We start from the raw sequence: 11,797 nt of genomic DNA on the forward strand, positions 1-11,797 counted from the left end.
CCGTCCCCCCGGCCGACCTGACCGCACCCGGTTAGGATCGACCGACGTGGTGGCCCGCTCCCGGGCGCCGCAGAGAGGACGGTCGGTGCCCGAGGAGCCCGCGATCGACACCCCCGCCGAGGAGACGGCCCTGCCGGTCCCCGAGGAGACACCCGAGGCGCGCGCTGACGGCAGTCGGTCCGCCGAGGCGGAGAGCCGGGCCCAGCGCGACGCCCGGTTCGAGCGGGATGCCCTGCCCTACCTGGACCAGCTGTACCCGGCGGCGCTGCGGATGACCCGCAACCCCTCCGACGCCGAGGACCTAATGCAGGAGACCTTTGTCAAGGCCTACTCCGCGTTCCACCAGTTCGCCGAGGGCACGAACCTCAAGGCCTGGTTGTACCGGATCCTGACGAACACCTACATCAACAGCTACCGCAAGAAGCAGCGGCAGCCGCAGCAGTACCCCACCGAGCAGGTGCAGGACTGGCAGCTCTACGCGGCCGAGGAGCACACCTCCAGTGGCCTGCGCTCGGCGGAGATCGAGGCGCTGGACCACCTGCCGGACTCCGACATCAAGGAGGCCCTGCAGCAGCTGCCGGAGGACTTTCGGCTCGCGGTGTACCTCGCCGACGTCGAGGGCTTCGCGTACAAGGAGATCGCCGAGATCATGGGCACGCCCATCGGCACGGTGATGTCCCGGCTGCACCGCGGTCGCCGCGGGCTGCAGAAGCTGCTGGCCGACTACGCCCGGGAGCGCGGGTTCGTCCGCGCCGGAGCTGCAGAGGAGGCGCGCTCATGAGCGAGCTCGCGAGCTCATGCGGGGGCACAGCACCCTTGGACACGACGCCGACGAGCGTCAGCGAGGAGGAGTCGTGACCACCGACGCTCACAACAGCGCTCACGACGCCGACGAGATCACCTCGTGTGACGACGTGCTGTCCCACGTGTTCGAGTTCCTCGACCACGAGACCGACGACGCGCGGCGCGAGGTCATCGCCGAGCACCTCGAGGACTGCTCACCCTGCCTGCGGCAGTTCGGCATCGAGCAGGAGTTCAAGGCGCTGGTCCGGCGCCGCTGCGGTGGCGACCCCACCCCGGTGGGCCTGCGCGACCGGATCAAGGTCCAGCTGACCACCGTCTCCTTCGAGGAGGACGGCACCCAGGTGTGGGTCGAGCGGACCACCGTCGAGTCGGTCACCGAGACTCAGGGAGAGCGCCCGACCGCCTAGCGGTGCGACCCCTGATGGCCCCCTGCCGGGGCCCGCCGCGCGAGCTCGCGAGCGTGGTGGGGAGCAGGGGGTCCTTCCTCAGGCGTTGGGGCGCTTGCCGTGGTTGGCGCCGCTCTTCTTGCGGGCGCGCCGCTTGCGTCCACGCTTGGACATCGCTGCCCTCCTCTCCCTCGTGGGTGTGTTGTCCGGGGCCGGCATGAGGTGCGCACACCAGCAAACCGGTCAAGCTGACCGGGCAAGGATCTCACGTGCCGGTGTGGGCACGTGCGGTGGTGCAGGACCCCGGGGTGTGCAACCGGGGCGACGGGGGACGAGACCGGCGCGAGCCGGAGCAGGAGGACGACGTGGTCCAGACAGCCGTGGAGAGCGTGCTGGTGGCCGGCCGGGGGCCGATGGCCTGCGCGGTGATCCGGGCGTGCACCCGGCTCGGCCTGAAGTCGGTCGCGGTGTACTCGGAGTCCGAGCGGGACGCCCGGCACGTGCGGATGGCCGACGAGTCGGTGCTGCTCGGCCCGGCGCCGGCGACCGAGTCCTACCTGGACGCGCAGCGCATCGTCGAGGCCGCCCGGCGGACCCGGGTGGACGCCGTCCTGCCGGTGCCCCCGGCCCTGGCCGGAAACGCACGGCTGGCCATCGCGGTGACCGAGGCCGGGCTCACCTGGGTCGGGCAGGACCCGGAGGTCCTGGAACGCCTCGGTGGCGACGGCGTCGAGCCGGCGAGCGAGCAGGGCTTCCTGGCCTGGGTGACCGCCGAGGGCCTGCACCACGTCACCCCGGTGCTGCGGGACCGGGCCGGCGGGACGCCGCGGGTCTCCTGGACCCCGCCGGCCGGCCTGGGACCGCTGCCGGCCGCTGCCCGCCGCCTCCCCGAGCTGGGTTGGCGCGGGCTGGTGACCGTGGGCATCGACCCGGGCGGTGAACTGGCCGAGGTCGCCGCCGGCTTCTCCCTGGACATGGCCGTGCTCGAGCGGGCGCACAACGTGGACGCCGTCGAGCTCACCCTTCGCGGCATGGCCGGCGGCTCCCAGGGCCGGGTGGTCGAGACGGCGGTGCCACGCGCCGCGGTCGCCGTCCAGCTCCGGTCCACGCTGCCCCCGGGCACCGCCGGCCGGGTGACGGGGCGGCTGCCGGACGTCCCGGCGCGCAGCGGCCGCCGGCCGCTGCTGGGGGCCGAGGTCGTCGCGGTCAGCGGCTACGACCCCGGGGACCGGCTCGACGGCTGGTACGACGCGCTGCTGGCCACGGTGAGCGCCGCTGCACCGAGCGCTGCGCGGGCGGCCAGCGCAGCCACCGAGGTGCTCATCGGCCTGCCGGACTCCGGGGTGCCGCACGACGGCGACGCGGTCTGCGGCGTCCTGCAGCGCATCGCCGGGTCGCTGGTCCCCGACCGCTCCTGACGCGGCCGTCGTCGCGGGCCACGGACGGCCGCCCGACCCGTGCTTTCATGAGCACACCGCCGGGTCCGGCGGGTCAGCCCGTGAGACAGGAGAGACCGGTGGCGCTCGAGGAGATCCACGCCGAGATGGTCTCCAGCGTGTGGAAGGTCCTCGTGTCACCCGGCAGCGAGGTCGCGGCCGGTGACACGCTGGTGATCCTCGAGTCGATGAAGATGGAGATCCCGGTGCTGACCGAACGCGCCGGCACCATCGGCGAGCTGCACGTGGTCGAGGGCGAGGTCCTCCAGGAGGGCGACCTCATCGCCACCGTCGTCTGACGGGGTCCCTCAGCACAGATCTCGGGCGTAGACCCGCAGGTCGACGCCGGGCGCCGGCGTCCAGTCGCGCTCGGGCAGCCGGGTGAAGCCCAGTCGCTCGTAGAGCCGGTGTGCCGCCGTCATCCGGGGGTCGGTGGACAGCACCATGCGCTTCTTCCCGGCCGCGCGTGCCCGGTCCAGGCAGCTGCGCACCAGCGCCTCGCCGACACCCCGCCCGCGCTGCGCCCCGTCCACGACGAGCATCCGGAACGCCGCCTCGTCCGCGGACTCGGTGACCTCGCCGAAGTCGCCGGCGAGCACCAGCGCGACGCTGCCCACCACCGTCCCGGACCCGTCCCGGGCCACGAGCAGCTCGGCGCGGTCCGCCCGGCCCGCGACGTCGGCCAGCTGGGGGACGTAGTGCGGCTCGGCGAGCGCCTCGCCGGTGTAGACGCCGACGGTCAGCTCGGCGATGCGCCCGAAGTCGGCCGGGCCGGCAGCCTCGATGGTGAGGGCGGAGGAGGTCACCGGGGCAGGGTAGGTCGAGGGCCGTGCCCGGTCGCGCCCTAGGCTCCGGTCCACGATGAGCAGCCTGTCCGAACGTCTGACCCGGGGCTCGGCGAGCCCGTCCCAGGTCGACCACGCCCGTCGGCTGGTCGCCGACTGGCAGCTGCTGGCCGACCTGTCCTTCGCCGACCTGACGCTGTGGGTGCCGCTGCAGAGCGGGGCCTGGTGGTGTGTGGCCCAGGTCCGCCCGCTCACCGCGCCCACCAGCCAGCCCGACGACCTGGTGGGCACCGAGGTGACCGGGGAGGCCGCCGAACCGCTGGTGGCCGCGCACGGAGCAGGGCGGCCGATCACCGAGGGCGATCCGGACTGGTCCGGGGCGGCGCCGCGGCGCCGCGAGTTCATCCCGGTGCGGCACGACGGCGTGGTCGTCGCCGTCCTGGCCAAGGACACCAACCTGGCCGCCACCCGGTCGCCGTCCACGTTGGAGCTCACCTACCTCGACATCGCCGCCGACCTCTCGCTGATGGTGGCCGCCGGCACCTTCCCGCCGCGGATGCTCGACGACGCGGAGATGAGCCCCCGGGTCGGCGACGGGCTGGTCCGGCTGGACGCCGCCGGTCGGGCGGTCTACGCCAGCCCCAACGCGCTGTCGGCCTACCGCCGGATGGGCGTCGTCGGTGACGTGGTCGGCTCCGACCTCGCCGAGGTGACCCGCAGCGTCTCGGCCGACCGGGTGGCGGGGGAGGCGGTGGCCGCGAGCATCAGCGCCGCCGTCGCCGGGCGGTTCCCCGACCCGATGGACGTGGAGAACGACGCCGCGACGATGCTGGTGCGCGCACTGCCGCTGCAGGCCCCCGGTGGCGAGGAGGGTGCGCTGGTCCTGGTCCGCGACGTCACCGACGTGCGCCGCCGGGACCGGGCGCTGATGACCAAGGACGCGACCATCCGCGAGATCCACCACCGGGTGAAGAACAACCTGCAGACCGTCGCCGCGCTTCTGCGGCTGCAGGCCCGGCGGATGACCGAGCCGGCCGCCCGGGCGGCGCTCGAGGAGTCGGTGCGCCGGGTGGCGTCGATCGCGGTCGTGCACGAGACGCTGGCCGGGAGCCGGGAGGACGTCGTCGCGGTCGACGACGTGCTGGACCAGGTGCTGCCGATGCTGGGCGACGTGACCTCGGTCGGACCGGCCGCCCGGATCACCCGGGACGGCAGCTTCGGTGAACTGCCCGCCGCGGCGGCGACCCCGCTGGTGATGGCGGTGACCGAGCTGCTGCACAACGCCGCGGAGCACGCCTTCCCCGACGGTGAGCCAGGCGCGATCGTGCTGGCGGCCGTCCGGGACGGGCACGACCTGGTCGTCCGGGTGCGCGACGACGGCCGAGGGCTGCCGCCGGGCTTCGACCCGGCGGCCAGCACCGGGCTGGGGCTGCAGATCGTGCGGACGCTGGTCACCAGCGAACTGCACGGCAGCCTCGCGATGGGCGCCCCGGCGGACGGCGGGTCGGGTACCGAGGCGGTGCTCACGATCCCCGGCGCCGGCCGCCCCCGCCGCTGAACGCGCAACGGGGCCGTCCCGAGAGGGACGACCCCGTTGCGTACGGCCCGCTGCAGGGCCCCGATGCGAGCTTCGGGGGCAGCGGGGTCCTTCGTCAGGCGGTGCGGACCCGGGTGCGGGCGGTGCGGCGCTTGAGGGCGCGGCGCTCGTCCTCGGAGAGGCCGCCCCACACCCCGGAGTCCTGACCGGAGCTCAGTGCCCACTCGAGGCACGACTGCATGACCGGGCAGCGTCGGCACACGGCCTTGGCCTGCTCGATCTGCACGACCGCAGGGCCCGTCGTCCCGATGGGGAAGAAGAGCTCCGGGTCCTCGTCGCGGCAGAGCGCGCGGTGGCGCCAGTCCATGGCGGTGTACTCCTCGATCTCGTCAGGATGTCGGTCGCCGGTCCGTAGACCGCCCCCGCAGGTCAGCGCTGGTGTCCAGCGCGTGGCACGGCGACCGCCCGCCGTGTTACCGACAGGTTGCTTGCTTGTGATGCTTTCACGAGAGCCCGAGGTGTCAAGGCAGTGACGGCCTCCGCCGGGCTCCGTGAGAGCAAGCTCACCATGCGTGTGCGAGGCCCGCCACTCGTCGCGGGTGACGTCTGCGACAGACCCGCCTTCGGGGATCGTTCGGCCCCTCTGCAGGGCCCCGCCGTCGGCCACCCTTCAGAGGCCCGCGGCGAGCCTGCGAGGCGTGGGGGGGAAGGGTGGTCCTTTCAGACGACGACCCGCAGGGCGTCGGGGACGGAGTGCACCCGCAGGCCGGTCGCCACGCCGAGGTGGTCGCCGTCCAGCTGCCAGCCCTGCGGCCGGGTCGCGGTCAGCTCGAGCTCGGCCAGGTCGTGCCAGCGGTGCACGCCGCGGCCGCGTGCGTCGGGCCGGTCGGCCATCGTCTGGCGGAGGTGGTGCAGCATCCGGACGACCCCGACCCGGCCCATCGCGTAGACGTCGAGCCCGGTGTCCAGCGAGGCCTCGGGGCTCGGGTTGACCGGCCGGGCGCCGAGGTAGGTCCACGGGCTGACGTTGGACACCAGCGCCAGGAACAGCCCGTCGACCGGGGGCTCCCCGGGCGGCGTCACGGTCAGCGGCGGGCGGCGGCGGTCCCGCCCGAGCAGGAACGACGCGACCCCCGAGCGGACGTACAGGGCCCCGGTGGAGCGCCGTCCGCGGGCCCGCTGGGCCTCGACCCGGGAGATCACGTCGGCGTCGAAGCCGATGCCGGCGGCGAAGACGAACCAGCGGGGGACCGTCCAGCCCTCCGCCGTCCCCGGGTCGCCGGTGAGGGCCGAGGCGGTGCCCAGGGGCACCAGGCGGGTGCGGCCGGCGCGCAGCGAGTCGAGGATCTCGCCGGTCGCCTCCACCGGGTCGCGCGACCGGCCCAGGGCGCGGGAGAAGACGTTGGTCGAGCCACCGGGGACGACGGCGAGGGTGGGGACGTGCGGGCCGGGCCCGCCGGCGAGCAACCCGTTGGCCGCCTCGTTGACCGTGCCGTCGCCGCCCAGGGTGACCACGACGTCGACCCCGTCGGCCCTCGCCTCGACGGCCAGCTCACGGGCGTGCCCGCGGTGCGTGGTCTCGGCGACGTCGACCTTCAGCTCGCTGGACAGCGCCCGCACCAGCACGTCGCGCACCTTGCGGGTGGTCGTGGTCGCCGCCGGGTTCGCCACCAGCAGCGCACGCATGCCCTCAACCTATCGACCACCGGCTCCTGACCTGGACGGCGCATGTCGGGGCAGCCCTCCCGGCGTAGCCTCGGCGCCGTGCCAGGCCAGGTCTCGAACGACGACGGGGACACCCCCGGCCGCCGCCCCCGCGCCGAGGGGCTGCTGGGCGGTGCGGCACAGCCGACCGCGCCGAAGCCGGAGCGGCCGCGCGGCACGGCTCCGGTCGCCGTCCGGCGCGCGGCCGTGGTCGTGGCGGTCGAGGCGGCTGCGGCCGCGCTGCTCGCGCTGGTGCTGCTGTACTTCACCCTGACCGGGTCGCCGGACAGCGTGGGCCGGGCGCTCGCCGAGGTGGTCTACGTGGGCATGGCGGGCGTGCTGCTGGGCGCCGGGGCCGTCGGCCTGTGGCGGGTGTCGGCGTGGGCCCGCGGGCCGGTGATCGTGCTGCAGCTGCTGCTCGCGGTCCTGGGGTACACGGCCGCGTTCCAGGCCGACCGGCCGCTGATCGGCATCCCGGTGCTCGTCGCCGTGGCGGTGGAGCTGTACCTGCTGGCCACCCCCGAGGCCCGGCTGGCCTTCTTCGGTCGGTGAGGGACCCCCGCTAGACCAGGTCGATGACCTCGGCGATCGAGGGCAGGATCCGGCTGGGCCGGAAGGGGAAGCGGCTGACGTCCTCGGCCCGGGTGGAGCCGGTGAGCACCAGGATGGTGTCCAGCCCGGCCTCGATGCCGGCCACGACGTCGGTGTCCATCCGGTCGCCGATCATCGTGGTCGACTCCGAGTGCGCCTCGATCCGGTTCATCGCGCTGCGGAACATCATCGGGTTGGGCTTGCCGACGAAGTAGGGCTCGGCGCCGGTCGCCTTGGTGATCATCGCGGCGACCGACCCGGTGGCCGGCAGCGGGCCCTCCGGTGAGGGCCCGGTGACGTCGGGGTTGGTGGCGATGAACCGCGCCCCCGCGCCGACCAGCCGGATCGCCCGGGTGATCGCCTCGAACGAGTAGTTGCGGGTCTCGCCGAGGACGACGTAGTCCGGGTCGGTGTCGGTGAGCGTGTAACCCGCCTCGTGCAGGGCGGTCGTCAGGCCGGCCTCCCCGATGACGTAGGCCGAGCCGCCGGGCAGCTGCGAGGCCAGGAAGTCCGCCGTCGCCAGAGCCGAGGTCCAGATGGCGCTCTCGGGCACGTCGAGGCCGCTGCGCGCGAGCCGCGCAGCGAGGTCCCGCGGCGTGAAGATCGAGTTGTTCGTGAGCACCAGGAACCGGCGCTCGCGCTCCACCAGCCGGGCCAGGAAGTCCGCGGCACCGGGCAGGGCGTTGCCCTCGTGCACGAGGACGCCGTCCATGTCGGTCAGCCAGCACTGGGACTCGCCGCGCTCGGTGGTCACGCCTGGTCTCCTTCTGCTCGGTTGCCCCAGCGCCGGTCGGCGGCGAAGCGGGGGAGTGCGTCGTCGGTCAGCCGGAAGACCGTCCACTCGTCCATCGGCACGGCACCGGCTGCCCTGTAGAACTCGATCGACGGGGTGTTCCAGTCCAGCACCGACCACTCGAGCCGGGAGAAGCCCCGGTCGACGCACTCCTGGGCCAGCGTGCGCAGCAGCTCCCGGCCGTGCCCGTTCCCGCGGGAGCCGGGGCTGACGTAGAGGTCCTCCAGGTGGATGCCGTGCGTGCCCCGCCAGGTGGAGAAGTTCAGGAACCACAGCGCCACGCCGACCACCTCGGCCGACTCGTCGTCGACCGCGACGTGACCGAACACCGCCGGGGAGTCGCCGAACAACGCCGACCCCAGCTGGTCGGCGGTCATCAGCGCCTCGTGCTCGGCCTTCTCGTAGGCGGCGAGCTCGCGCACCAGCCCCAGCACGGCGGGGACGTCGTCCGGTCGCACCGGTCGCACGCTCACGAGAGGACCTCCTTGAGCCGGTCCGGCACCAGCCGGCCCAGCGGTGTCAGCACGGGCATCACCAGCGGCGAGACCAGGTAGCTGTAGGCCACCACGCAGCAGGTCACCGTCGGCACCGTGACCAGCCCGATCAGCACGACGACCACGGTGACGACCAGACCATAGGGCTTCCCGCTCTTGGGGCTGACCAGGGACCGGAACGAGCGGTAGCGGACGTTGCTGACCATCAGCAGCCCGGGGACGAGGACTACCAGCAGCATCCACAGCCGGTCCCGGCCCTGCATGAGGTCGGCGAAGGCGAAGACGCTGGCCAGCACCACCCCGGCGGCGCCCGGACTGGGCAGGCCGGTGAAGTACCGCTTGTCCGCCGTCGGGTCGATCGTGGTGTTGAACCGGGCCAGCCGGATGGCCGCGCAGGCCACCCACAGGAAGCAGGCGATCCAGCCCAGCGCGTCGAGGGAGTCCCGGCCGTCGGAGAACAGCGCGAACACCAGCAGGGACGGCGCCAGGCCGAAGGAGACCAGGTCGGCGAGCGAGTCGAACTGCAGCCCGAACGGCGAGACGGCGCCCACCAGCCGGGCGACCGCGCCGTCGGCGATGTCGAAGACGACCGACAGCGCGATGAGGGCGCAGGCCAGCCGGTACTCGCCGCGGAAGGCGACCAGGATGGCGAAGAAGCCGCACATCATGTTGGCCAGCGTGAACAGGCTGGGCAGCCACGAGCGCGCCCGCCGCCGCCCGCCGCGGACCGAGCCGCGGACGAACTCCACGGTCGTGCGCCTGCCCGGCATCCCGCTCTCCCCGCTCAGCGGGGCGCGGGCCAGCGGGCGATGACGGTCTCCCCGCCACGCACGCGCTGCCCCTCGGTGACGGTGACCGTGCACTCGCGCGGCACGAAGACGTCCATCCGGGACCCGAACTTCATCAGCCCGATCCGCTCCCCGGTCGCCACCTGCGCCCCGACGCCGACCCGGGTGACGATGCGGCGGGCCAGCACGCCGACGATCTGGCGGAAGACGACCGTCCGGTCGCCGTCACGGACCCACAGCTCGCTGCGCTCGTTGCGGTGCGCGCTCTCCTTGCGGTACGCGGCGAGGAAGCTGCCCGGCCGGTAGCTGTACTCGGTGACCTGCCCGCGGTACGGGGCGCGGTTGACGTGCACGTCGACGACGGACAGGAAGACGCTCACCTGCTGCCAGTCGCCCTCCGGAGCCACCCCGGGCTGCGGCTCGCCGGCCACCATGACGACGCCGTCGGCCGGGGAGAGCACCTCGTCCGAGGCCGGCGGGACGACGTCGCAGCGCCGGTCCGGGTCGCGGAAGAACACCGCCAGGTACCCGAGCAGAGCGAGGAGCGGCCACGCCGCCAGGCGGGCCGAGCGGCGTCCGGTCGCCCGGCCCAGGGCGGCGAGTGCCGCAGCAAGGCCGAGCGGGACGGCGAGGAAGGGCCAGCCGGCCCGGTCGATGCGCATCGCAGTCCGAGGTTACCGGTGCGTGACCACGGCACCGGGGCCGCGCCGGTCGGTCAGCGCGAGGCGAGCCCGCGGCCGGCCCCGCCGTCGCTGTCCCGGGCCCGTGGCGGCCCGCCGTACCAGTCCAGGCACACCACCGTGGCGTCGTCGCGGAGCTGTCCGCCGGTGGCGCGCATGACCGCCGTCCCCAGCGCGTGCACGACCTCCCGGGGGTGCAGTTCGGTACTGCCGGCCAGCGCGGCGGCGACGTCGAGCTCGGCGGCGTTGCGCTCCTGCATGCCGTCGGTGACGAACACGATCCGGTCGCCGGGCTCCAGCGGGAACTCCTGCACCCGGAACGGCCACCCCGGCTCGACGCCGAACGGGACGTCGACGGCGAGCTCGACCTCCTCCACCCGGCCGTCGCGCAGCCGCAGCGGGAGCGGGTGCCCGGCGTTGACGATCTGCGCGTGCCCGGTGCGCAGGTCGACCCGCATCACCTGGCCGGTGACGAACTGGCCGGGCTCGGCGTTCTCCGCCAGGGCGACGTCGGCGTTGTGCACCTGCTCGTCCAGCGGCAGCCCGCGACGGCGCTCGTTGCGGAGGCTGCCGACCAGCAGGGTGGCCAGCAGCGACGCGCTCACCTCGTGGCCGACCGCGTCGGTGATCGACACCTGCAGGGCGTCCCGGTCCAGCGCGTAGTCGAAGGTGTCCCCGCCGACGCTGGCAGCGGGTTCCAGCCAGCCGGCCAGGGTGAACTGCCCGGCCTCGCAGGTGAAGGCAGCCGGCAGCAGCCGGCGCTGGATCTCCGCGGCGAGCGAGAACGGGGTGGTCCGCTGGCCCCACTCGAACAGGTCGGTGTGCCGGCGGTTGGCGATGATCACGTAGGCGAGGGCGTGGCCGGCGGCCCGGATGTCGGCCTGCACCTCCTCGTCGGGCGCGACCGGGAGCATGAGCTCCAACAGGCCCATCGCGTCACCCCGGTCGGTGACCGGGACCACCATGCGCACGCCGCGGTCGGTGACCGAGACGTCGGCCTGCTGGGTGCGCAGCACCTCGTCGTAGACCGTCCCGTCGAGCGGGACCGTCTCCGCCGCCTCCGGGCCGCGGGTTCGCGTGCCGTCCGGCGTCCGCTCGGCAGTGCTCAACCGGACCAGGGCGTGGCCGCTGAAGTCGGTGATGAGGAAGGAGACCTTGGTGGCATCCGAGAGGACGGCCAGCTGGTCGGCGACCGCCGCCACGGCGTCGATCGGCGCGGCGGACTCCACCCGGTCGAGCAACGAGCGCAGGTCGAAACGGGGGCTCACGGCGCGGTCTCTCCAAGGTCGGGGCGGAGCGGCCGACACCGGGTCCAGCGGCGGCGGCAGGGGACAGCACTGCCGGGCCGCCCCGGAGGGCGACCCGGCAGTGACGGGGTCGTTCGTCAGGCAGCGGCCTTGGTCTCCCAGAAGATCTTGTCGATCTCTGCGATGTAGTCGAGGAGCTTCTGGCCCTCGGCCGGGTCCATGCTGCCCTTGCCGCCGGCGGCGCCGGCCTGCTTGGTGGCCTTGTTGAACAGCTCGTGCAGCTGCGGGTACTTCTCGAAGTGCGGGGGCTTGAAGTAGTCGGTCCACAGCACCCACAGGTGGTGCTTGGCCAGGTCCGACCGCTGCTCCTTGATCAGGATGGCGCGGGTCCGGAACACCGGGTCCTCGTTGGCCTGGTACTTCTCCTGGATGGCCTTGACCGACTCGGCCTCGATGCGGGCCTGGGCCGGGTCGTACACGCCGCAGGGGAGGTCGCAGTGCGCGGTGGCCTCCACGGCGGAGAACATGCGGGACAGACGCATGGGGGGTGCC

Annotated in this window: 16 protein-coding genes; 6 read left to right on the forward strand and 10 right to left on the reverse strand. The window is 73.8% G+C overall.

Annotated features, from left to right (window positions below; translation table 11 throughout):
• Window positions 1-85 precede the first annotated feature (85 nt).
• Window positions 86-781: a sigma-70 family RNA polymerase sigma factor gene (locus FHL79_RS19825; protein ID WP_138760295.1), complete on the forward strand. Its 696-nt coding sequence runs from the start codon at window positions 86-88 to the stop codon at window positions 779-781.
• 73 nt (window positions 782-854) lie between these two features.
• Entirely contained in the window at window positions 855-1,211 is a 357-nt protein-coding gene (gene rsrA / locus FHL79_RS19830) for a mycothiol system anti-sigma-R factor (RefSeq protein ID WP_138760296.1), read from the forward strand.
• 78 nt (window positions 1,212-1,289) lie between these two features.
• On the opposite strand, the gene FHL79_RS26635 is transcribed toward rsrA, so the two are convergent.
• Window positions 1,290-1,364, reverse strand: a complete 75-nt coding sequence (locus FHL79_RS26635) for a 50S ribosomal protein bL37 (protein ID WP_014742531.1) — start codon at window positions 1,362-1,364, stop codon at window positions 1,290-1,292.
• A 191-nt stretch (window positions 1,365-1,555) separates the two neighbouring features.
• Between FHL79_RS26635 and FHL79_RS19835 the strand changes: the two genes are divergently transcribed.
• Window positions 1,556-2,608, forward strand: a complete 1,053-nt coding sequence (locus FHL79_RS19835) for a biotin carboxylase N-terminal domain-containing protein (RefSeq protein WP_138760297.1) — start codon at window positions 1,556-1,558, stop codon at window positions 2,606-2,608.
• 98 nt (window positions 2,609-2,706) lie between these two features.
• On the forward strand, window positions 2,707-2,925 hold the full coding sequence (locus FHL79_RS19840) for a biotin/lipoyl-binding carrier protein (RefSeq protein ID WP_218938526.1): 219 nt from the start codon (window positions 2,707-2,709) through the stop codon (window positions 2,923-2,925).
• A 9-nt stretch (window positions 2,926-2,934) separates the two neighbouring features.
• Here the strand turns inward: FHL79_RS19840 and FHL79_RS19845 are convergent, their stop codons facing one another.
• Window positions 2,935-3,432: a GNAT family N-acetyltransferase gene (locus tag FHL79_RS19845; RefSeq protein ID WP_138760299.1), complete on the reverse strand. Its 498-nt coding sequence runs from the start codon at window positions 3,430-3,432 to the stop codon at window positions 2,935-2,937.
• 55 nt (window positions 3,433-3,487) lie between these two features.
• On the opposite strand from FHL79_RS19845, the gene FHL79_RS19850 reads away from it, so the two are divergent.
• Window positions 3,488-4,969: a sensor histidine kinase gene (locus FHL79_RS19850; RefSeq protein ID WP_138760300.1), complete on the forward strand. Its 1,482-nt coding sequence runs from the start codon at window positions 3,488-3,490 to the stop codon at window positions 4,967-4,969.
• Window positions 4,970-5,063: 94 nt separating this feature from the next.
• Here the strand turns inward: FHL79_RS19850 and FHL79_RS19855 are convergent, their stop codons facing one another.
• Window positions 5,064-5,315, reverse strand: a complete 252-nt coding sequence (locus FHL79_RS19855; protein WP_014742526.1) for a WhiB family transcriptional regulator — start codon at window positions 5,313-5,315, stop codon at window positions 5,064-5,066.
• Window positions 5,316-5,668: 353 nt separating this feature from the next.
• Window positions 5,669-6,634: a diacylglycerol/lipid kinase family protein gene (locus FHL79_RS19860; RefSeq protein WP_138760301.1), complete on the reverse strand. Its 966-nt coding sequence runs from the start codon at window positions 6,632-6,634 to the stop codon at window positions 5,669-5,671.
• 78 nt (window positions 6,635-6,712) lie between these two features.
• On the opposite strand from FHL79_RS19860, the gene FHL79_RS19865 reads away from it, so the two are divergent.
• Window positions 6,713-7,204 carry a hypothetical protein gene (locus tag FHL79_RS19865; protein ID WP_138760302.1) on the forward strand — a complete coding sequence of 164 codons (492 nt, stop codon included), beginning with the start codon at window positions 6,713-6,715 and terminating at the stop codon, window positions 7,202-7,204.
• A gap of 10 nt (window positions 7,205-7,214) precedes the next feature.
• On the opposite strand, the gene FHL79_RS19870 is transcribed toward FHL79_RS19865, so the two are convergent.
• The 6 genes from FHL79_RS19870 to sodN all read right to left on the reverse strand — a co-directional run bounded on the left by FHL79_RS19870 (window position 7,215) and on the right by sodN (window position 11,787).
• Entirely contained in the window at window positions 7,215-7,997 is a 783-nt protein-coding gene (locus tag FHL79_RS19870) for an HAD-IIA family hydrolase (RefSeq protein WP_218938527.1), read from the reverse strand.
• Complete coding sequence (locus FHL79_RS19875) at window positions 7,994-8,509, reverse strand: GNAT family N-acetyltransferase (RefSeq protein ID WP_138760303.1); 516 nt, start codon at window positions 8,507-8,509, stop codon at window positions 7,994-7,996. Before FHL79_RS19875 ends, FHL79_RS19870 begins: the two co-directional genes overlap by 4 nt.
• Window positions 8,506-9,300 carry a CDP-diacylglycerol--serine O-phosphatidyltransferase gene (pssA, locus tag FHL79_RS19880; RefSeq protein ID WP_138760304.1) on the reverse strand — a complete coding sequence of 265 codons (795 nt, stop codon included), beginning with the start codon at window positions 9,298-9,300 and terminating at the stop codon, window positions 8,506-8,508. The genes FHL79_RS19875 and pssA overlap by 4 nt, the downstream gene beginning before the upstream one ends.
• Window positions 9,301-9,314: 14 nt before the next feature.
• Window positions 9,315-9,980 (reverse strand): phosphatidylserine decarboxylase, encoded by a 666-nt coding sequence (locus FHL79_RS19885; protein ID WP_138760305.1) that lies wholly within the window; start codon window positions 9,978-9,980, stop codon window positions 9,315-9,317.
• Between the two features lie 53 nt (window positions 9,981-10,033).
• Window positions 10,034-11,266: a PP2C family protein-serine/threonine phosphatase gene (locus tag FHL79_RS19890; protein WP_138760306.1), complete on the reverse strand. Its 1,233-nt coding sequence runs from the start codon at window positions 11,264-11,266 to the stop codon at window positions 10,034-10,036.
• A gap of 116 nt (window positions 11,267-11,382) precedes the next feature.
• Window positions 11,383-11,787 carry a superoxide dismutase, Ni gene (gene sodN / locus FHL79_RS19895; protein WP_138760307.1) on the reverse strand — a complete coding sequence of 135 codons (405 nt, stop codon included), beginning with the start codon at window positions 11,785-11,787 and terminating at the stop codon, window positions 11,383-11,385.
• Window positions 11,788-11,797 lie beyond the last annotated feature (10 nt).

Source organism: Modestobacter altitudinis (assembly GCF_005930475.1).
In the GTDB taxonomy this organism is placed as follows: Bacteria; Actinomycetota; Actinomycetes; order Mycobacteriales; family Geodermatophilaceae; genus Modestobacter; species Modestobacter altitudinis.